The 18,930-nt window shown below is 67.3% G+C and carries 21 protein-coding genes; 11 read left to right on the top strand and 10 right to left on the bottom strand.

The annotated features are described in order from the left end of the window. Window positions 1-16 precede the first annotated feature (16 nt). Window positions 17-934: a glutaminase B gene (glsB, locus tag N5D48_RS01930; protein ID WP_279880493.1), complete on the top strand. Its 918-nt coding sequence runs from the start codon at window positions 17-19 to the stop codon at window positions 932-934. Here glsB and N5D48_RS01925 read toward each other — a convergent pair. From N5D48_RS01925 to N5D48_RS01915, 3 genes are all read right to left on the bottom strand, one after another. Beyond that, on the bottom strand, window positions 817-2,205 hold the full coding sequence (locus N5D48_RS01925; protein ID WP_279880492.1) for an MFS transporter: 1,389 nt from the start codon (window positions 2,203-2,205) through the stop codon (window positions 817-819). The genes glsB and N5D48_RS01925 overlap by 118 nt on opposite strands. A gap of 28 nt (window positions 2,206-2,233) precedes the next feature. After that, window positions 2,234-3,304: a C45 family autoproteolytic acyltransferase/hydolase gene (locus N5D48_RS01920; protein ID WP_279880491.1), complete on the bottom strand. Its 1,071-nt coding sequence runs from the start codon at window positions 3,302-3,304 to the stop codon at window positions 2,234-2,236. A gap of 100 nt (window positions 3,305-3,404) precedes the next feature. Continuing rightward, complete coding sequence (locus N5D48_RS01915; protein ID WP_279880490.1) at window positions 3,405-4,322, bottom strand: LysR family transcriptional regulator; 918 nt, start codon at window positions 4,320-4,322, stop codon at window positions 3,405-3,407. A gap of 186 nt (window positions 4,323-4,508) precedes the next feature. Here N5D48_RS01915 and N5D48_RS01910 point away from each other — a divergent pair, with 186 nt between their 5' ends. From N5D48_RS01910 to N5D48_RS01865, 10 genes are all read left to right on the top strand, one after another. After that, a complete protein-coding gene (locus N5D48_RS01910) occupies window positions 4,509-6,230 on the top strand; it encodes an amidohydrolase (protein WP_279880489.1) in 1,722 nt (573 codons plus the stop codon). A gap of 154 nt (window positions 6,231-6,384) precedes the next feature. Then, on the top strand, window positions 6,385-6,843 hold the full coding sequence (locus tag N5D48_RS01905; protein ID WP_279880488.1) for a GNAT family N-acetyltransferase: 459 nt from the start codon (window positions 6,385-6,387) through the stop codon (window positions 6,841-6,843). 296 nt (window positions 6,844-7,139) lie between these two features. Next, window positions 7,140-8,642 (top strand): glycine betaine/L-proline transporter ProP, encoded by a 1,503-nt coding sequence (gene proP / locus N5D48_RS01900; protein WP_279880487.1) that lies wholly within the window; start codon window positions 7,140-7,142, stop codon window positions 8,640-8,642. Window positions 8,643-8,791: 149 nt separating this feature from the next. Next, window positions 8,792-9,247, top strand: coding sequence for a 2Fe-2S iron-sulfur cluster-binding protein (locus N5D48_RS01895; protein WP_279880486.1), 456 nt, complete (start codon window positions 8,792-8,794; stop codon window positions 9,245-9,247). Beyond that, a complete protein-coding gene (locus tag N5D48_RS01890) occupies window positions 9,247-11,493 on the top strand; it encodes a molybdopterin cofactor-binding domain-containing protein (RefSeq protein WP_279880484.1) in 2,247 nt (748 codons plus the stop codon). The genes N5D48_RS01895 and N5D48_RS01890 overlap by 1 nt, the downstream gene beginning before the upstream one ends. A gap of 17 nt (window positions 11,494-11,510) precedes the next feature. After that, window positions 11,511-12,845, top strand: coding sequence for a cytochrome c (locus N5D48_RS01885; protein WP_279880483.1), 1,335 nt, complete (start codon window positions 11,511-11,513; stop codon window positions 12,843-12,845). A 169-nt stretch (window positions 12,846-13,014) separates the two neighbouring features. Next, complete coding sequence (locus N5D48_RS01880; protein WP_279880482.1) at window positions 13,015-14,031, top strand: XdhC family protein; 1,017 nt, start codon at window positions 13,015-13,017, stop codon at window positions 14,029-14,031. Window positions 14,032-14,198: 167 nt separating this feature from the next. Next, complete coding sequence (locus tag N5D48_RS01875) at window positions 14,199-14,774, top strand: hypothetical protein (RefSeq protein ID WP_279880481.1); 576 nt, start codon at window positions 14,199-14,201, stop codon at window positions 14,772-14,774. A gap of 63 nt (window positions 14,775-14,837) precedes the next feature. Further along, window positions 14,838-15,389 (top strand): lipocalin family protein, encoded by a 552-nt coding sequence (locus tag N5D48_RS01870; RefSeq protein WP_279880480.1) that lies wholly within the window; start codon window positions 14,838-14,840, stop codon window positions 15,387-15,389. Between the two features lie 67 nt (window positions 15,390-15,456). Further along, window positions 15,457-15,762: an NIPSNAP family protein gene (locus tag N5D48_RS01865; RefSeq protein ID WP_279880479.1), complete on the top strand. Its 306-nt coding sequence runs from the start codon at window positions 15,457-15,459 to the stop codon at window positions 15,760-15,762. Between the two features lie 20 nt (window positions 15,763-15,782). Here N5D48_RS01865 and N5D48_RS01860 read toward each other — a convergent pair whose 3' ends face one another. The 7 genes from N5D48_RS01860 to N5D48_RS01830 form a co-directional block, all read right to left on the bottom strand. Continuing rightward, window positions 15,783-16,064: a hypothetical protein gene (locus tag N5D48_RS01860; RefSeq protein WP_279880478.1), complete on the bottom strand. Its 282-nt coding sequence runs from the start codon at window positions 16,062-16,064 to the stop codon at window positions 15,783-15,785. A gap of 71 nt (window positions 16,065-16,135) precedes the next feature. Beyond that, entirely contained in the window at window positions 16,136-16,696 is a 561-nt protein-coding gene (locus N5D48_RS01855; protein WP_279880476.1) for an EndoU domain-containing protein, read from the bottom strand. Window positions 16,697-16,776: 80 nt separating this feature from the next. Then, window positions 16,777-17,559, bottom strand: a complete 783-nt coding sequence (locus N5D48_RS01850) for a glycoside hydrolase family 19 protein (RefSeq protein ID WP_279880474.1) — start codon at window positions 17,557-17,559, stop codon at window positions 16,777-16,779. Between the two features lie 91 nt (window positions 17,560-17,650). Beyond that, the gene (locus N5D48_RS01845) at window positions 17,651-18,040 is read right to left on the bottom strand and encodes a hypothetical protein (RefSeq protein ID WP_279880473.1); all 390 of its coding nucleotides are present in this window, start codon (window positions 18,038-18,040) and stop codon (window positions 17,651-17,653) included. A gap of 31 nt (window positions 18,041-18,071) precedes the next feature. Continuing rightward, complete coding sequence (locus N5D48_RS01840) at window positions 18,072-18,245, bottom strand: hypothetical protein (protein ID WP_279880471.1); 174 nt, start codon at window positions 18,243-18,245, stop codon at window positions 18,072-18,074. Between the two features lie 43 nt (window positions 18,246-18,288). After that, window positions 18,289-18,594: a hypothetical protein gene (locus tag N5D48_RS01835; protein WP_279880470.1), complete on the bottom strand. Its 306-nt coding sequence runs from the start codon at window positions 18,592-18,594 to the stop codon at window positions 18,289-18,291. After that, window positions 18,594-18,866 carry a hypothetical protein gene (locus N5D48_RS01830; RefSeq protein WP_279805420.1) on the bottom strand — a complete coding sequence of 91 codons (273 nt, stop codon included), beginning with the start codon at window positions 18,864-18,866 and terminating at the stop codon, window positions 18,594-18,596. Before N5D48_RS01830 ends, N5D48_RS01835 begins: the two co-directional genes overlap by 1 nt. Window positions 18,867-18,930: the final 64 nt, after the last annotated feature.

The following is an 18,930-nucleotide window of genomic DNA, read 5'->3' as shown; positions in this document are numbered from 1 at the left end:
CGCCCCAGGTTCCCCGATGCAAGCACTTCTGCAAGAGATCCTCGACCACGTCCGCCCCCTGCTCGCCCAGGGCCAGGTGGCGCAATACATTCCCGCCCTCGCCCAGGTCGATCCGAACCAGCTGGGCATCGCCGTGCAGAGCCTGGACGGCCAGCTGCACTGCGCAGGCGACGCGCGCACGCCGTTCTCGATCCAGAGTATCTGCAAGGTGTTCAGCCTGGTGCAGGCGATCAACCACAGTGGCGAGGACATCTGGTCGCGACTGGGCTATGAACCGTCGGGCCAGGCCTTCAACTCGCTGGTGCAGCTGGAGGTGGAAAAAGGCCGGCCACGCAACCCGTTCATCAACGCCGGCGCCCTGGTGATCTGCGACATCAACCAGTCACGCTATGCCACCCCGGCCTTGTCGATGCGTGACTTCGTCCGCCGCCTGGCGGCCAACCCACGCATCGTCAGCGACGCCGTGGTGGCCGAGTCCGAGTACCAGCACCGTGCGCGCAACGCGGCCATGGCCTACCTGATGCAGGCCTTCGGCAACTTCCACAACGATGTCGACGCAGTACTGCGCAGCTACTTCCACCACTGCGCGCTGTCGATGAACTGCGTGGACGTGGCCCGTGGCTTCGCCTTCCTGGCCAACAGCGGCTATTGCCCGCACAGCGGCGAGCAAGTGCTCAGCCCGCGCCAGGCGCAGCAGGTGAACGCGATCATGGCCACCAGCGGGCTGTACGACGAGGCCGGCAACTTCGCCTACCGAGTCGGCCTGCCGGGCAAGAGCGGCGTGGGCGGCGGCATCGTCGCGGTGGTGCCGGGGCGCTACAGCATCTGCGTGTGGTCGCCGGCGCTCAACGCCTCGGGCAACTCGCTGGCGGGGCTGCGGGCACTGGAGTTGCTGAGCGAGCGCATCACCGGTTCGGTGTTCTCGGCGGTGTGATCGCCATCGATCTGCGCCATGCCCAGGCGCGCCGTTTCCTTCAGCCCCAGTGAGCACCCGGCCACCAGCGCCAGCGCGGCGCCCCCATACAACGCCACGCCCAACGGGTCGTGGTCGGTGAGAATGAGGATCGCCGTGGCAATGCTGGAGGCCGTTCCCCCGCCCAGGGCCGCACCGACCTGGTAACTGGCAGAGATCCCCGAGTAACGCATCGAACGGGGAAACTGCTCGCCCAGGAAGGCCGGAATCGGCCCCTGGGTCGCGCCCATCAGCGCGCCGATCAGGCTATAGGCGAACAGGGCGGTGGCGAAGTGGCGCATGTCCACCAGGGCGAAGAAGGCGAACAGTCCCAAGGCCATGACCAACGCCCCGAACACCATCACCACGCGCCGCCCCAGGCGGTCCGACAAGTACCCGAACAGCGGCGCCGACAGCACGATGGCCACCGACAGGGTCAGGTCGAACATCAGGGCCTCGGTGCTGCCGTAACCCACCTGGGTGGCGTAGGTCAGGAAGAACGTGCTGCCGATATAGGCGACGGTGCAGTAACCGAAGGCGATCCCGCTACATAGCAACAGTTGCCGTGGCCGTTGCCGCAAGGCCTGGGCCAGGGGCGCCCGCACGGGTTTGGCCGTGGACGTGGCCGACGGCGTCTTCAGCCGTGCGTACAGGCCGATCAGCACCAGGGTGCCCCCCAGCCAGAACGGGATCCGCCAGGCGAAGTCCACCAGGTTGTCATCGAACGCGACGCTGACCAGGGCGAACACCGCCGCCCCGAGAATGCCGCCCACGCCAATGCCCATGCTGGTGAAGCTGCCCCACAGCCCGCGCCGCCCCGGGGGCGCCGACTCGATGCCGAACAGCGCGGCGCCACCCCACTCGCCCCCGGCGGCGAAGCCCTGGATCAGACGCAGCAGCACCAGCAGGATCGGCGCGGCCACACCGAGGCTGGCATGGCCCGGCAGGCAGCCGATGAGGAAGGTGCTCAGCCCCATCAGCAGCAAGGTGGTGACCAGCACCTTCTGCCGGCCAACGCGATCGCCGAAATGGCCGAACACCAGGCCACCCAAGGGGCGAGCGAGGAACCCCGCGCCGAAGGCGCTGAACGCCACCAGGGTAGCGGTCAGGTGATCCAGCCCAGGAAAGAAGACCTGGGGAAACACCAGCGCCGCGGCGGTGCCGTAGATGATGAAGTCGTAGAACTCGAGGGCCGTGCCCAGGCCGGAGACGCAGAAGGTGCGCAAGGCGGAACGCGAAGGGTGTGCATGCATTGTTGTTGTTCTCGTGAGGCGAATGGGCTCAGAAGCGTTGGCAGCCGGCCTTGGCCAGTTGCAGCGGGGTGCCGGCCACGTAGTCCAGATGGCCGTGCTCGGTGTCGATGGCCACGCTGAGCAGGGTCTCCCAGCGCTCGGTGTCGGGCAGCGCCAGGTCCGGATGGAAGCAGATCGGCGCGGCATCGCCCGCGGCGCCGCACATGGCCTCGGCCCGGGCACGCGGGTCGGCGCTGGTCATCTGCTCGACCACCTGCCGCAGATGGGCCAGCCGGCCCTCGGTCTCGGCGCGGTCGGCAACCTGCTCGCCGGCGCTGAGCTGCGGATCGAGGAAGTGGTTGGTGTGCAACAGCCAGCCATCCTCGCCGGGCAGCACCAGCGCCGTGCGCTCGGGGCTCAGCTCGATGCTCGCCGCACGTGGGCTGCTGTCCTCGCGGGAGAACACGGTGAGCACGGTGGAAGCGCTGACCCGCGCCGAGCGGGCCAGCTCGATGGCCTCGTCGACACTGCGTGCCTCGTCCAGCAGGCGTCGGGCGATGGCATGCACCGGCACGCCGCCTGTGGTGTTGTCGCTACGGTGGTGAAGGATGTTGAAGTGCAGACCCAGGCCCGCGCTGTTGACCCCCAGCTTGGCCAGCATGCCGAACTCGCAGAACAGCTTGACCGCCAGGCCCTGGCGGCTGCGCAGGGCCAGCATCAGGCCATGGGGGCACAGGCTGTCGTGCCAGTCCCAGGTCTGCAGGGTCTGCGGCACACGCGGGCCACGGGGGGCATGCACGGTGGTGGAGCATTCGCTGTGACGGGTGCGTGCCGCCAGCACCTCGGTGCGGGCGTTGAGGCTCGCCAGCTGCCACAACGGCAGGCCGCTGCCGCAGGCCAGGCCGGCAACTTCGGCCGCCAGGTCCGGGCTCCAGGCCTCCAGAGCCGCCAGGCTGTTCTCGCCGATGCGCTGCGCTTCGCCCAGCGTCACGCCGACACGGGGAAAGAACTCCAGGTACAGCTGGGTGGTCTCGCCGATCTGCCCGGCGAAGCGCTCGCCGACCTGACGGCCACGGGCATGGGGATCGAGGGTATCGGTGACGCAGGTATGGATCTTCACGACGGCTTTCCTGATGGGACGCAAGCGGCAAGCCTAGCGGCGAGGCTCCACCCCGATCATCGCCAGGTCCCGCACAACTTTTGTGCCCACCAGGAAAAACTCAGGCGCGCAGGCCCTGCCCACGCAAGTGCTCGTGCAACAGGGCGATGAATGCCTGCACCTTGCGCGTATTGCGCCGATGCGGCAGGTACAGCACATGCACCCAGGGGCCGAACGCGCTCAGCGCCCGCCAGTAATCAGGCATCACCTCCAGCAGCTGCCCGCTCGCCAGGTAGGGGGCCGCGCACCAGGTGGGGATGAACTGCAGACCCTGGCCATCGAGCAGGCAGGCCAGCAGGAAGTCGAAACTGTCGCTGACCAGCCTGGCCGTCGGCTGGCGCACGCGCAGCGTCTGCCCCTCGTGCTCGATCCACCAGAAGCTGCGGTTGAGCAACGGGTGACGCAGCAGCAGCCAGTCGTGCTGGGCGTAGTTGTCCAGGGTGATGACCTCGCCGCGTCGGGCCAGGTAGTCGGGGCTGGCGCACAGGATCACGCGATTCTCGATCAGCGGCTGGGCGATCAGCTCGGGCTGGTCGGTGGGGCCGTCGCGCAGCGACAGGTCGTAGCCGCCATCGATCAGGTCCTCGTTGGCATCGTTGAGGTTCACCTCCAGGCGCACCTGCGGATGCTCGCGCATGAAGCGGCAGCACACCTGGTTGAGAAAGGCCGGGCCGAACGACGGTGGCGCGGTGATGCGCAGGGTGCCGCGCAGCTCATGCTGCAACTGCTCCACTTCCTCGGTGACCCGCTGCAGGTGCATCAAGGCCTGGCGCGCGCCCTCCAGGTAGAGGGTGCCGGCTTCGGTCAGGGCCATGCGCCGGGTGGTGCGTTCGAACAGCCGCACCCCCAGCTCGGCCTCCAGGTGGGCGACCGCCTTGGTGATGGCCGACGGCGTCTTGCCCAGTTGCTCGGCGGCACGGCTGAAGCTGCCGTGCTCGGCGGCGGCGACGAAGATGGTCAGGGCCGTCATTTTGTCCATGGTTGCTTCCTGGTTGGCACACGTGGGGCGCCGTGGAGTATCCATGGATTCCTGCGCAGGCGGCAATCGACGGGGAACAGCAAGCACTCTTTCCAGAACGCGAATAAAGTTGTGCCTGTCGTGCCGTTTAACCGCCCTTCCCGCTTGGCTAGCCTGCCGCCTCCCCCATCAAGCACGAGGCATCGCATGAAGCAGTTCCTGAAGATCGCGCTCGGCGCCGGCCTGGCCTGCGCCGCCCTGCCCGGCTTCGCCGCCGTCGACCTGATCCTGTACAACGCCAAGGTCTACACCGCCGAGCCGGGCCAGCCACTGCGGCAAGCCGTGGCGGTGGAGGGCGAGAAGATCGTCGCGGTGGGCTCCGACCAGGCCGTGCTGCGCCTGAAGGCCACTGGCACGCGGACCATCGACCTGGGCGGCAAGGTATTGATGCCCGGCCTGCTCGACTCCCACTCCCACGCCATCAAGGGTGGCCTGCAACTGGAGCTGGCCGACCTGGCCGGTGAACAGCTCCCCCTCGACGCCCTGGAGCAACGCCTGCGTCAGTGGCGTGACGACGGCAAGGCCCGCCGCGGCGAGTTCCTCAGCGTCGGCGGCCTGCCGCCGATCTACTGGGACGACCTGGCCGCGCTCGAGCAGCGCTTCAACCAGGGCGAATGGGCCGACCAGCCGATCCTGTTCGCCGCCAACGACATGCATACCGGCTGGGCCAACCGCGCCATGCTCGCCCGTGCCGGCATCGATGCGGCAAAGATCGCCGCCCTGCCGGCAACGGCCCGCAACACCATCGGCCAGCACCCGGACGGCACGCCGAACGGCTTTCTCGTCGATGCCGGGCTGTACCCGGTCACCGACCTGCTGCCGGCACTGACCCACGACACCCTGATGAGCGCCGGGCGCCAGGCCCTGGACCACTACAAGCGCCTGGGCGTCACCGGCTGGATGGACCCGCTGGCCAACGAACTGCCCGGTGCCGACGTGCACAACGATTCGCTCGGCGTATTGCCGGTGTACAAGGACCTTGCCCTGCGCGGCGAACTGACGGCCCATGTAGCCGCGCTGCTGCTGGCCGACTCGAGGGCGCGCCCGGCCGACCTGGATGAGCTGGACAAGGTGCGCCGGCAGTTTCTCGGCGTGCCCAACCTCACCCTGCCCGGCATCAAGGTGTTCGCCGATGGCGTCGCCGAGATGCCGGCGCAGAGCGCGGCGATGCTCGCGCCTTACCGCAACTCGGGGCAGCACGGCGAGCTGCTGCTGGACCCGGCGCACTTCGGCGAGCTGGTGAGCGCCGCCGATGCCCGTGGCTGGCTGGTGCATGTGCACGCCATCGGCGACCGTGCCGTGCGCGCGGCGCTCGATGGCGTGGCCCAGGCCCGCCGCGACCGCGCCAGCGGCATCGCGCACTCGATCACCCACCTGCAGATGGTCAACCCGCAGGAGTACCCGCGCTTCAGGCAGCTGGACGTGATCGCCTCGATGCAGTTGTACTGGGCCAGCGCCGACGAGGCCAATCTGGAGCTGGTCAAACCCTACGTCGAGGCCATGGCCTTCCTGCATACCTTCCCGGCGCACTCGCTGCTCGCCCACGGCGCCACCATCGCCGGTGCCAGCGACTGGCCGATCAGCACCCCTGACCCGTGGCAGGCCATCTACCAGGCCATCAGCCGCAAAGGCCCCAGGGGCGTGCTCAACGCCGCCGAGGCCCTCGACCGCGAGACGATGTTCCAGGCCTACACCCTCAATGCCGCCCGGGCCATGCGCCTGGAACGGCAGATCGGTTCGATCAAGGCCGGCAAGCAAGCCGATATGATCGTGCTCGACCGCGACGTCTTCAGCGTCGCACCCGAGGCGCTGCGCGATACCCGGGTGCTGCAGACGTGGTTCGCCGGGAAACGCATCTACGCACGCTGAGCCAAGCTCACACGTGTCGTGCATCCTCTGGGAGCGCCAGATCGGGGCGTCTGGACAGGACAGTCGCTCTTGCCCGCGATCACTGACTACACACCGCGGTGTATGCTTCAGCGCGGCTCCCTCTTGCGCTCCCTCGACCGACAAGGACATCGTCATGCCTCGCCTGGACTGGCTGAAACACCACATGGCCCACTGCGATACCCTCGCCCAATGGCTGCACCAGCAATTCCACTACGAGTACGCGCACGTGCCGCTGCCCGACTGGCAACGCGAGTTCGCCGAAGGCCAGCACAACGGTCAATGGCAATGCCTGGTGGCCCTGGACGGCGACCGCCTGCTGGGCAGTGCCGCCCTGGCCAGCGACGACCTGCCCGGGCGCAGCGATCTCGGTCCGTGGCTGGCCTGTGTGTTCGTCGCCCCAGAGGCGCGCGGGCAAGGCCTGGCGGAACTACTGATCGAAGGCATCTGCGAGCATGCCCGCAGCAATGGCGTCGCCATGCTCTACCTGCATACCCATGACCAGGACGCCTACTACGCCAAGCGTGGCTGGGCGCACATGGAGCCGTTCGAGGCCTGGGGGCACAGCCATTGGTTGATGTCTCGCACGCTTTGACCAACAACGCCCTCAAACCTTGCGCCCTCCCCTGTGTAGGAGCGGCCTTGTGTCGCGAAAGGGCTGCAAAGCAGCCCCGGGATCTCAGCGGCGACGCATAAATCGCCGGGGGCTGCTGCGCAGCCCTTTCCGACCGGTCCGACGCCTCGGCAAGGCCGCTCCTACACGAATCGCGCATGGTTTGCTGCACGCAAATGACCCGGCAGGGAATTATTTAGCGCGCCGTCGTATCTGACCTTAGGTACAAGGCTGGCCAAACCATGGCCATGCCCCCAAGCCTCAAGGACAACGGCCCCATGAAATCACGCAGGAAATCCGTCAAGCCCATCGGCCTGAAGGACATCACCATCGTCGACGACGCCAAGATGCGCAAGGCCATCACCGCCGCCGCCCTGGGCAACGCCATGGAATGGTTCGACTTCGGCGTCTACGGCTTCGTCGCCTATGCCCTGGGCAAGGTGTTCTTCCCCAACGCCAGCCCCGGCGTGCAGATGATCGCCGCCCTGGCCACCTTCTCGGTGCCGTTCCTGATCCGTCCGCTGGGCGGGCTGTTCTTCGGCGCCCTGGGCGACCGCTACGGGCGGCAGAAGGTGCTGGCCGCGACCATCGTGATCATGTCGCTGAGCACCTTCGCCATCGGCCTTATCCCTTCCTACGCCAGCATCGGCATCTGGGCGCCGATCCTGCTGTTGCTGGCGAAGATGGCCCAGGGCTTCTCGGTGGGCGGCGAATACACCGGCGCGTCGATCTTCGTCGCCGAATACGCCCCGGACCGCAAGCGCGGCTTTCTCGGCAGCTGGCTGGACTTCGGCTCGATCGCCGGCTTCGTGCTCGGCGCCGGGGTGGTGGTGGTGATCTCGACGGTACTCGGCGAGGAGCAGTTCCTCGAATGGGGCTGGCGCCTGCCATTCTTCCTGGCCCTGCCGCTGGGCCTGATCGGCCTGTACCTGCGCCATGCCCTGGAGGAGACCCCAGCCTTCCAGCAACACGTGGAAAAGCTCGAACAGGGTGACCGCGAGGGCCTGGCCAGCGGCCCCAAGGTCTCGTTCAAGGAGGTCGCCACCCAGCACTGGCGCAGCCTGCTGACCTGCATCGGCGTGGTGATCGCCACCAACGTCACCTACTACATGCTGCTCACCTACATGCCCAGCTACCTCTCGCACAACCTGCACTACAGCGAGGACCACGGCGTGCTGATCATCATCGCGATCATGGTCGGCATGCTGTTCGTGCAGCCGATCATCGGCCTGCTCAGCGACAAGTGGGGGCGCAAGCCGTTCATCATCGTCGGCAGCGTCGGCCTGTTCCTGCTGGCGATCCCGGCCTTCATGCTGATCACCAGCGGCAAGCTGGCGGTGATCTTCGCCGGCCTCCTGATCCTTGCCGTGCTGCTGAACTTCTTCATCGGCGTGATGGCCTCGACCCTGCCGGCGATGTTCCCCACCCATATCCGCTACAGCGCCCTGGCCAGCGCCTTCAACATCTCGGTGCTGATCGCCGGCCTCACCCCGACCCTGGCCGCCTGGCTGGTGGAGACCACCGACAACCTGTACATGCCGGCGTACTACCTGATGGTGATCGCCGTGGTCGGCCTGCTCACCGGCCTGACCATGAAGGAAACCGCCAACCGCCCGCTGCGCGGAGCCGCCCCGGCCGCCTCGGACATCGAGGAAGCCCGCGAGCTGCTGCAGGAGCATCACGACAACATCGAGCAGAAGATCGAGGACATCGACGCGCAGATCGCCGAGCTCGAGGCCAGGCGCAAGACCCTCGCGCAACAGCATCCGCGCATCGATTGACAGCCGCTTGCGCATTCCGCCGAGTTGCTTGCCTGATCCTCTGAATCTGCGAGGTGTATCGGTTGCGCAATGGGCCTCTGTGCTAGCGTTTCTGGATTGGGGAACAGCGTATTCCCCTTCTCCATAACCGTTGATCAGCAGGTGAGCCCATGGAACTACGAATCAACCAGCAGACCTATCAGGTCGAGGCTGACGCCGACACGCCCTTGCTTTGGGTGATCCGCGACGACCTGGGCCTGACCGGCACCAAGTATGGCTGCGGCCTGGCCCAGTGCGGCGCCTGCTCGGTGCTGGTGGACGGCAACGTGGTGCGCGCCTGCGTCACCCCGGTGGCCGGCGTGGTCGGCCGCGAAGTCACCACCATCGAGGCCATCGAGCAGGATGCCGTGGGCAAGCGCGTGGTCGCCGCCTGGGTCGAGCACCAGGTAGCCCAGTGCGGCTACTGCCAGTCCGGCCAGGTGATGGCGGCCACCGCGCTGCTCAAGCACACGCCCAAACCCAGCGATGCGCAGATCGACGCGGCCATGGTCAATCTGTGCCGCTGCGGCACCTACAACGCCATCCATGCCGCCGTGCACGAGCTGGCCCAAGGGGAGAACGCCTGATGAACGCGCGCATCGACTCCCCCGACGACCTGCTGCGCCTGCGCAACGGCGAAACCGTCAACCTGTCGCGCCGGCGCTTCCTCGCCAGCACCGCCATCGGCGCCCTGGTGCTGGGCTTCGGCCTGCCGCTGGGCTCGGCACGGGTGCAGGCCGCTGCCGCGACCACCGAGCGCGGCACCCAGGTGCCGGCTTTCCTGGAGATCCGCCCCGACGGCAGCGTGCACCTGCTCAGCCCGTTCATGGAGGGTGGCCAAGGCGTCAATACCGCCATGGCCCAGATCATCGGCGAGGAACTGGACGCCGACCCGGCCACCTTCGTTGTCGACAGCGCGCCGCCGGGCGAAGCCTACGTGGTGATGGAGAACGGCTGGCGCATCACCGGCGGCAGCATGTCGGTACGCATGAGCTACCCGACCATGCGCCGTCTCGGCGCCCTGGCCCGAGCCATGCTGTTGCAGGCCGGCGCCGAACAGCTGGGCGTGCCGGTCGCCGAGCTGAGCACCGAGCCGGGCAAGGTGGTTCACGCAGCCTCGGGCCGCTCGCTCGGCTATGGCGAACTGGCCGCCAAGGCCATGGACCTGCCGGTGCCGGACCCGGCCAGCGTCAAGCTGCGCGACCCCAGCCAGTTCCGCTGGATCGGCAAACCGGTGCAACGCCTCGATGCCCATGACAAGTCCACCGGCAAGGCCATCTACAGCATCGACATCAAGGTCGACGGCATGCTCCATGCCGCCGTGCAGCATGCGCCGCGCCTGGGCATGACCGTCGGCGGCCTGCGCAACGAAGAGCAGGTCAAGACCATGAAGGGCGTGCACTCGGTGCACCCGTTGCCCGGCGCGGTGGCCGTGGTCGCCGAACGCTGGTGGCACGCCAAGCGCGCGGTCGAAGCGTTGCAGGTGGACTGGAAGGAGGCCGCGGCCGACAGCCAGGTGCGGCCGATGCCCGCCGATTTCTCCAGCGACGGCTGGCGCGAGCACCTGGCCGCCCAGACCGGTCCAAGCCGCGACGAGGAGAATGAAGGCGACGTGGCCACCGCCCTGGCCGGCGCCAAGAGCACGGTCGAAGCCACCTACCACAACCAGTTCCTCAACCATGCGCAGTTGGAACCGCCCTCCGCCACCGCTCGCTTCAACCCCGACGGCAGCCTGGAGGTGTGGCTACCCAACCAGGCGCAGGACATGTTCCGCGACGACATCGCCAAGCGCACCGGCCTGGCCCCGGCGCAGATCACCCTGCACTCGCCGCTGCTCGGCGGCTTCTTCGGCCGCCACTTCCTGTACGACTCGGCCAATCCCTACCCGCAGGCCATCGCCCTGGCAAAGGCCGTGGGCCGCCCAGTGAAGCTGATCTGGAGCCGCGAGGAGGAATTCCTGCGCGATGCCATGCGGCCGATGGCCGTGGTCAAGTTCCGCGCCGGGCTGGACGACAAAGGCATGCCGGTCGCCATCGAGGCGATCAGCGCCACCGAAGGGCCGACCGAGGCCATCGCTGGCAAGCAGGGCGACAAGGTCGATCCCACCGCCCTGGAAGGGCTGTCGGGCAAGGCCTACGCCATCGCCAACAAGCGCACTGCGCAGATCTATGTCAAAGGCCCGGCCATGCTCGGCTACTGGCGCTCGGTGGGCAATTCGCTGAACGATTTCTTCTACGAGTCGTTCCTCGACGAGCTGGCCGACAAGGGCGGCCACGACCCATACGAACTGCGCCTGCACCTGCTGCAGGGCAACCCACGCCTGACCACGCTGCTGCAGGCGGTCGGCGAGTTGTCCGGTGGCTGGAAGCGCGGCCCGTTCACCGCCGAGGACGGCAGCAAACGCGCGCGTGGCGTGGCCATGGCCTCGCCGTTCGGCTCGGAGGCGGCGGTGATCGCCGAAGTATCGCTCGAGGGTGGCCAGGTCAAGGTGCACGATATCTGGCAGGCCATCGACCCGGGCAGCATCGTCAACCCGGCGATCATCGAGGCCCAGGTCAACGGCGCGGTGTCCCTTGGCCTGTCCCAGGTGCTGCTGGAGGAATCGGTGTGGCTCAACGGCATGCCACGGGCGCGCAACTACGACCTTTACCCGGTGCTGCCGCCGTCGCGCATGGCCCGGGTGCATGTGCGCATCGTCGAGAGCGGCGCGAAGATGGGCGGCATCGGTGAGCCACCGCTGCCGGCGGTGGCGCCCGCGGTGGCCAACGCCGTGGCACGACTCACCGGCCAGCGCGTGCGCAGCATGCCCCTGAGCCGCCATACCTTCAGCTGACACGACAAGGACAGCCCATGAACAACAGCCGATTCGCAAGAACCGCAGGCTGGCTGGCCTTGCCGTGCCTGGTCGCGGCAGGCCTGCTGGCCTGGTACGTCACCCGCGAGCCCGCCTCGCCCTTCAGCGCCACGGACAGCGCCGACGCCGCCCTGGTCAGCCGCGGCGAATACGTCGCCCGGCTCAGCGACTGCGTGGCCTGTCACAGCCTGCCGGGCAAGGCACCGTTTGCCGGTGGCCTGGAAATGGCCACGCCGCTGGGGGCCATCCATGCCACCAACATCACCCCGGACCGCGAGCACGGTATCGGTGCCTACAGCCTGGCCGACTTCGACCGCGCCGTGCGCCAGGGCGTGACGCCCGATGGAAGGCGGCTGTACCCGGCCATGCCCTACCCCTCCTACGTCAAACTCAGCGACGACGATGTGCGGGCGCTCTATGCGTTCTTCATGAAGGGCGTGCAACCGGCTGCCGAGGCCAATATCCCCAGTGGCATTCCCTGGCCGCTGAACCTGCGCTGGCCCATCGCCCTGTGGAACGGCCTGTTCGCGCCGACGACCGCCTACGCGCAGAAGACCGACCAAGATCCTCTGTGGAATCGCGGCGCCTACATCGTCCAGGGCCCCGGCCACTGCGGCAGTTGCCACACGCCTCGGGGGCTGGCCTTCAACGAGAAGGCCCTGGACGAAAGCGGCGCGCCGTTCCTCGCCGGCGCCCTGCTCGATGGCTGGTACGCGCCAAGCCTGCGCCAGGACCACAACACCGGGCTCGGGCGCTGGAGCGAGCCGGAGATCGTGCAGTTTCTCAAGACCGGGCGCAACAAACACGCGGTGGTGTACGGCTCGATGACCGAGGCGTTCAACAACTCCACGCAGTTCATGAGCGACGACGACCTGGGTGCGATTGCGCGCTACCTCAAGTCGCTGCCCGGCGACCCGGGGCGTGACGGCGCACCCTGGCAGTATCAGGCGGTTGCCGCAGGGCTCGACACGCCGGGGGCTCATACCTACGCGACCCGCTGTGCCAGCTGCCATGGCCTGGACGGCAAGGGCCAGGCCGAGTGGATGCCGCCACTGGCGGGCGCCACCTCGATGCTGGCCGCGCAGAATGCCTCGGCGATCAACATCACCCTCAACGGCTCGCAACGCATCGTCGCCGCCGGGGTGCCTGACGCCTACCGCATGCCGGCGTTCCGCGAGCAGTTGTCGGACCAGGAGATTGCCCAGGTACTGAGTTTCGCCCGCAGTGCGTGGGGCAATCACGGCGGCGCGGTGGAGGCCAAGGCGGTGGGCACGTTGCGCGGGCATACCGACCCGGCCAGCAGCAGCCCGATCATCCTGCATATGCGCTGAGCGGCGCCGTGGGAGCGGGTTCACCCGCGAAGCAGGCACTGCGGTGGATGGCACGGGCTTCGCCCGTGTTCGCGGGTAAACCCGCTCCCACAGGGATGGTGTCAGCTTTTGGAAATCGAGCAACACAGTTGCTCCCACAGGCACACGGCAAGACGAGGTTTCACACATCATGGAAAGCATCGACCTGCTGGTCCTGCGCACCACCTTCGACTGGCTCCAGGCCGGCCACCGCGTGCTGCTCGCCACCGTCGCCCGCACCTGGGGCTCATCGCCGCGCCCGGTCGGTTCGATGATGGCCTTGCGCAATGATGGCCGGGTGGTTGGCAGCGTGTCCGGTGGCTGCATCGAGGACGACCTGATCCACCGCTACACCACCGCCTACGGCGGCCCCGGCCTGCCCCAGCGCGCCCCCGAGGTGGTCCGCTATGGCGTCAGCGCCGACGAGGCCCACCGTTTCGGCCTGCCCTGCGGCGGCACACTGGAGCTGATTCTCGAGTTCAGTCCCGCCGCCGCGGCCTTGCGGCAGCTGCTCGCACGGCTCGATGACGGCCAACTGATGCGCCGTCACCTGAGCCTGGCCAGCGGAACGATCAGCCTCGACGTCATCGCGGCGCCGGAGCAGTTCGCTTTCGACGGCCAGCACATGGTCAACACCCTCGGCCCCGGTTACCGCATGCTGCTGATCGGCGCCGGCGCGCTGGCCGAATACCTGGCGACCATGGCCTTGTTCAACGGCTTTCGCGTGACCGTCTGCGACCCGCGCCCCGAACACATGGCCACCTGGTCGGTGGCCGGCGTCGAGCACCGCCGAGGCATGCCCGACGACGTGGTACGCGAATTCAGGACGGACCTGCGCACCTGCATCATCGCCGTCAGCCACGACCCCAAACTCGACGACCTGGCCCTGCTCGAGGCCCTGCACGGCCCGGCGTTCTATATCGGCGCCATCGGTTCGCGGCGCAACAGCCAGCTGCGCCGCGAGCGGCTGATCGAGCATTTCGGCGAAACCGAACAGTCGCTCGAGCGCCTGCATGGCCCCATCGGCATCTACATCGGCAGCAAGACCCCGGCGGAAATCGCGGTCAGCGTCATGGCCGAAGTGCTGGCGGCGAAGAATGCCGTGAGCTTGCCGGGGGCGGTGAGTGTGTCCGGAGCCAAGCGCGAGCGTGACCATCAACCTTTGTAATGCCTGAACCGCGGCCTTATCGCGGGGCAAGCCCGCTCCCACGACCATCCGACGTGGGAGCGGGCTTGCCCCGCGATAAGGCCAGCATTGGCCACACACCTGCCAACCAGTGTCTATGCTTCTTCTCGCATACACCCACCGGTATCGACCACAAGGAAGACAGGCCAATGAACCCGACCCGCGCCATCGCTCTCGCCTCGCTCATCTTCGCCGCCAGCCTCGCCGCCCACGCCGCCGAACTGCCTATCGCCAGCGAGGCGCTGGAAAGCCATGTCACCACCGAAGTGACCAAGATCGACCTGCCCAGCCGCCAAGTCACGGTCAAAGGGCCACACGACAAGGACGTGACCTTCCAGCTCGGCGAACAGGCCAAGGCCCTGCCCAACCTCAAGGTCGGCGACCAGGTCGATATCTACGTGACCCGCGCCGTCGCCTACGTGCTCAACACCAACGAAGGCGGCGCGCCGAAGGCTTCCGAAGAGTCCGGCACCATCCGCGCCACCAAGGACAACCCCAACCCCGGCGGCGAAGCGTTCCGCCAGGTGAAGGTCACCTCGCAGATCAAGAAGATCGACCTGAACACCCATGAAGTCACCCTGCTGCCGCCCGAGGGCAAGCTGCAAGTGGTCAAGGTCGAAGACCCGGACCTGCAGGCGCGCATGAAGAACCTCAAGGTCGACCAGACCGTCGATGCCATCTACACCGAGATCCTGCGCGTGGAGACCTCGCGCCCAGCCCAGTAAAACCTTTGGCCGGCCCGCGCATCGAAGATCATGTGAGCCTTTCTCCCCTTCAGGAGGTTTCCCATGGCGATGCGCCTGGCCGTGCCGTTTTGCTGCAGCCTCATCCTTGCGCTCGCGGGCTGTGGCAGCGCCCGCGAGCAGCAGCCGCCCACCACGCAACAGGTCGAACTGCAGCGCTACCAGGGCACCTGGTACGAACTGGCGCGCCTGCCGATGTTCTTCCAGCGCAACTGCACGCAGTCCGAAGCCCGCTACGGGCTACGCGAGGATGGCCGTATCGACGTGACCAATCGCTGCCTGGAGCAGGACGGCCAGTGGAACGAAGCCCGAGGCATCGCCGAGCCGCAGGTGCCTGGACGTACCGACAAGCTCTGGGTGCGCTTCGACAACTGGTTCAGCCACCTGGCGCCGAACCTGACCAAGGGCGAGTACTGGGTGCTCTACCATGACGCGGATTACCGCGTGGCGCTGGTAGGCCATCCGAACCGCGAATACCTGTGGTTGCTGTCACGCACCCCGACGGTCAGTGACCAGACCCGCGAGCGGTTGCTGGCCCTGGCACGCGAGCAAGGCTACCCCACCGAACAGCTGATCTGGCGCCAGGCCAGTCCCTGACCCCATCGACGCTGCCGTCCGCCCGCTGTAAGGTGAGCCTCCCGGCTCAGCCAAAGGATTGCGTGCAATGATCACCTGCCACCTCAAGTACATCATCGACCCGTACCAGATCCCGGCCTTCGAAGCCTACGGCAAGCTATGGATCGACCTGGTCAACCGCATGGGTGGCAGCCATCACGGCTACTTCCTGCCCAGCGAAGGCGCCAACAACGTTGCCTACGCCTTGTTCAGCTTCCCCAGCCTGGCAGCGTACGAGCAGTACCGAAAAGCCTCTGAGACCGACCCGGAATGCATCGCCGCCTTCGCCCTGGCCCGCGAGCAGCGCTTCATTCTCAGCTACGAACGCAGCTTCCTGAGACCCCTACAACCGTAATAGGAGCAACCCTTCGCGACTCAAGGTCGCCCTGCTCCCTTGCCGCCCACTTCAGGCCCTGCCTGCAAGGCCTCGATGAAGTCGTTCAGAGGCAGACGCACGGCGGGCCAATCCTCGACGTAATGGTGCTCGATCACCACCATCTGCCGCTCGAACGCGACATGGTAGGCATTGCCGCTGTAGGACTCCACCGCCTGGTCCTGGCGTGCCGCCAGGGCCTTTTTCAGCAGATCCTCACGGGCCAAGGCGGTCACCTCCTCGGCGAGAAATTGCCGAAAACCAGGGTTCTGGGGGTTGGACATGAAAAGCTCCTTCACTGCGGTAACGAGAAGAGCCGGGCATGATGCCCGGCCCTGGTGATGATGACGCAGGATCAGTAGTCAGGATAGGCGGTGGTCACCACCGTGCCAGTGGCATCCAGGTAGCCGACGATGTTGAACGACGCCGCCGGTGCCCCGGCCTGACAGCTCGCCCCCGAAGGCCCGCGGAACTGATTGCCGTTCAGCGCGGTACGGTTGTTGTAGGCGTTCTGGATGGCAGCCACCACGTTGGCTTGCGAGCAACTGTCGGGGAACATCGTCGAGATGCTCTTGGTGCCGCTCGCGCCGTTCTCGGTGATGGTGAAGTTGCGCAGTACGTAGATCCCCGCAGGCCCTTGCGGTGTGCCGGCGCCAGCCCCGGTCACCGTCGCCGGCGACTGACCGTTCGGCCTGCTGTGAAAGCCCTTGGCCCGGTTACCGGATGCTCGCACCTCCACCTCCCCGCAGAACACGTGCTGCTGGTTGACCGCCGGCGCGCCAGCGGAGTTGGCCTGTGGGCACGCCACGGCGGCCTGGGCCGCCGTCATCGGCAGCAGGCCGAGTGCCAGGCTGCCGCTGACCGCCAGGGCAGCCAGCGCGGTGCGCGCATGCGTTATAACGAAAGTCTTTTTCATCATGAAGCTCCTTTTTGCAGTGACAGGACGTTGACGTCCTCGAGGGTCCGCCGCTGGCGGCGGAAAGCGCGGTAAAGCGTTCAGCCGATCAGCAGCCACTTGGCCCGGGCGAGGTAGGCGGCGCGGTCGTCAAGGCCGTTGAAGCCGCCATTGACGCGCCGGGTGACCTCGCGCAGATCGTCCTTGTCGGCCCAGTCGTTGAGCTTGCGGTTGGCCCAGAACCAGCCGGCGACATCCACCGCCAACGCCGGATCGCTGCTCACCAGGGCGGGGTCGTCACGGCTCTCGAAATCACGTTTGCAGTACTGGCCGTACTGGCGGTAATTGGCGCGACCGGTCAGCTGGATCAGCCCGCGGCCCTTGAAGCGGGGGCCGTCGCCGGGCTGCAGGTTGCCCAGGTCCTTGCGCCCCTCGTAGGCCGAGCCTGAGGCCAGCTCTTCGGTGTAACGCAGGCAGCCGCTCTCGTGAGCGATCTGGGCGAGGAAGTGGGCGATGCGCAGCGGCGTGTCGATGCGGTAGCGGGTCAGCACGTCGAGCACCGGCTGATGGAAGGCGTCGATGCGTGTGCCGTTGGCATTGATCAGCGCCAGCCACAACTTGGGCGCGACCAAGCCACCGGGCAGCCCCACCCGCAGCGCGCCCAGGGTCGCGTCGCCCGGCGCCACCGGCTTGCCCACCGGGCTGCCGATGATCTGCTGGAAGCGCTCCAGCGCGCCGCGCGTCCCCGCGCCCCACAGGCCGTCGGTGCCAAGCGCGCAGTTGAAACCGCGTTGCCCGCTGTTCAGGTTGAGCAGCAACTGCAGGCTGCGCACATCGGCGGCGGCGTTGTTGCCGCCGGTGCCTACGGTGTTGGTGATGCACATGATCTGCTCCTTGCTCCGGGCAAGCCGCTCCCCGTGGGGCAGCGGCCTGGCCGTGCCTTGATGTCGAACCGGTTGGAAGTCGGGTGGGGCGTTACTGGTTATCGGGCGGCGCGAGGGTGACGCGCTGGGCGAGCGTATTGCCCGGGGTGAACAGCTGGATCTGCAGGCCACTCGCGCTCGCCTGGCTCTGCAGGTGGCCGAGCGTCAACGGCCCACAGCGGCCAGCGCCGGACTTCTTCAGGGCGTAGCTGCGCGCCTGTCCGTCGGTACCGGTCAGTTGCAGGTCGAAGCCACAGGCCCAGGCACCTTCGAAACGGATTGTGCCGGCGGCCTTGCCCAGTCTCGCGGCGGGGTCGATGTTCAAGGTCACGGGGACGTCGACGCCATTGTCCTTGAAGCTGCCTTCGTACTCGCCGGCCCATGACGGAGCCAGGCTGGCCAGCGCCAGGGCGCCGACCAGTGCGGTTGCCAGGTGTTTCATGATGACTCTCCTTGTTGTGTGGTTGCGGGGTTCAGAACGCCAGCACCAGCCCCGCCCACTTGGCGATGGCCAGGGCCAGTTCGGGCTGGATCACGCCCAGCGAGACCAGCGCCGACAGCAGCGCCGCGCCGATCGCGCACAACACCCGTTTGCCGACGGACATCCGCGCCGGGCGACCTGGCTTGTTCTTCAGGATCGAGCGCATGGTCCGTGTCTCCTCGGTTGACAGCAGCAACCTCATCGAGCGGTCAGTTCGCCTGGCCATCGCTGGGCCTCCTGTAGTGCCCGAACAGTTGGCCGTCGAGGCGCACGACGATCGCCTCGCGGGCATCACCGGGCACGGCGATACTCAGTTGGTGCAGCATCTGCTTGCGCCGTGGCGCGCGGCCGATGCGCAGGGCCAGGGCGCCCGGGGCATCGCCGGACTCGACGGTGGCCGCCAGCACCACTTCCATCGAGGCGATGCGGATGCCTGGCCAGCGCGCGCCAGTGGCCTGCTGAGCGCAGTGCATGGCGCCGCCCAGGGCCTGGATGAATGATTCGAGACGGTTCATCACGAGGCCTCCTGGTCGTCGGCCAGCCAGAACGGTCGACGGGCGAAGCCCACGTGGTAGATCAGGGACTGCAGCACCACCTGGTGCTCGCCGATATTGAGCAGGTTGAAGGTCTTTTCGATGCCGACGATGCGCCCCTTGGGCGGTTCGCTCAGGCAGCGGTTGAGCAGCGCGGTCTGCGCCTGGATCACGTCCTGCGACGTCAGCTTCTCCGGATCGGTGCTGCCGACGACGATGCGTTTCACATATCCCACGTCCGTTAGATCGAACATCACGGAACTCCTTTCCGGAAAAGACTGACGGCCAACCCTGGCGAAAGCTCAGCGGGCCAGAAGG

The organism is Pseudomonas sp. GD03858, assembly GCF_029840925.1.
Classification (GTDB): Bacteria; Pseudomonadota; Gammaproteobacteria; order Pseudomonadales; family Pseudomonadaceae; genus Aquipseudomonas.
This window is presented reverse-complemented; position numbering and strand designations above follow the sequence as displayed.

Excerpts from the sequence above, each read along its gene's own strand:
- glsB (WP_279880493.1), top strand. The coding sequence starts at position 17 with ATGCAAGCACTTCTGCAAGAGATCCTCGACCACGTCCGCCCCCTGCTC.
- N5D48_RS01925 (WP_279880492.1), bottom strand. The coding sequence starts at position 2,205 with ATGCATGCACACCCTTCGCGTTCCGCCTTGCGCACCTTCTGCGTCTCC.
- N5D48_RS01915 (WP_279880490.1), bottom strand. The coding sequence starts at position 4,322 with ATGGACAAAATGACGGCCCTGACCATCTTCGTCGCCGCCGCCGAGCAC.
- N5D48_RS01910 (WP_279880489.1), top strand. The coding sequence starts at position 4,509 with ATGAAGCAGTTCCTGAAGATCGCGCTCGGCGCCGGCCTGGCCTGCGCC.
- N5D48_RS01905 (WP_279880488.1), top strand. The coding sequence starts at position 6,385 with ATGCCTCGCCTGGACTGGCTGAAACACCACATGGCCCACTGCGATACC.
- proP (WP_279880487.1), top strand. The coding sequence starts at position 7,140 with ATGAAATCACGCAGGAAATCCGTCAAGCCCATCGGCCTGAAGGACATC.
- N5D48_RS01895 (WP_279880486.1), top strand. The coding sequence starts at position 8,792 with ATGGAACTACGAATCAACCAGCAGACCTATCAGGTCGAGGCTGACGCC.
- N5D48_RS01890 (WP_279880484.1), top strand. The coding sequence starts at position 9,247 with ATGAACGCGCGCATCGACTCCCCCGACGACCTGCTGCGCCTGCGCAAC.
- N5D48_RS01885 (WP_279880483.1), top strand. The coding sequence starts at position 11,511 with ATGAACAACAGCCGATTCGCAAGAACCGCAGGCTGGCTGGCCTTGCCG.
- N5D48_RS01880 (WP_279880482.1), top strand. The coding sequence starts at position 13,015 with ATGGAAAGCATCGACCTGCTGGTCCTGCGCACCACCTTCGACTGGCTC.
- N5D48_RS01875 (WP_279880481.1), top strand. The coding sequence starts at position 14,199 with ATGAACCCGACCCGCGCCATCGCTCTCGCCTCGCTCATCTTCGCCGCC.
- N5D48_RS01870 (WP_279880480.1), top strand. The coding sequence starts at position 14,838 with ATGGCGATGCGCCTGGCCGTGCCGTTTTGCTGCAGCCTCATCCTTGCG.
- N5D48_RS01865 (WP_279880479.1), top strand. The coding sequence starts at position 15,457 with ATGATCACCTGCCACCTCAAGTACATCATCGACCCGTACCAGATCCCG.
- N5D48_RS01860 (WP_279880478.1), bottom strand. The coding sequence starts at position 16,064 with ATGTCCAACCCCCAGAACCCTGGTTTTCGGCAATTTCTCGCCGAGGAG.
- N5D48_RS01855 (WP_279880476.1), bottom strand. The coding sequence starts at position 16,696 with ATGAAAAAGACTTTCGTTATAACGCATGCGCGCACCGCGCTGGCTGCC.
- N5D48_RS01850 (WP_279880474.1), bottom strand. The coding sequence starts at position 17,559 with ATGTGCATCACCAACACCGTAGGCACCGGCGGCAACAACGCCGCCGCC.
- N5D48_RS01845 (WP_279880473.1), bottom strand. The coding sequence starts at position 18,040 with ATGAAACACCTGGCAACCGCACTGGTCGGCGCCCTGGCGCTGGCCAGC.
- N5D48_RS01840 (WP_279880471.1), bottom strand. The coding sequence starts at position 18,245 with ATGCGCTCGATCCTGAAGAACAAGCCAGGTCGCCCGGCGCGGATGTCC.
- N5D48_RS01835 (WP_279880470.1), bottom strand. The coding sequence starts at position 18,594 with ATGAACCGTCTCGAATCATTCATCCAGGCCCTGGGCGGCGCCATGCAC.
- N5D48_RS01830 (WP_279805420.1), bottom strand. The coding sequence starts at position 18,866 with ATGTTCGATCTAACGGACGTGGGATATGTGAAACGCATCGTCGTCGGC.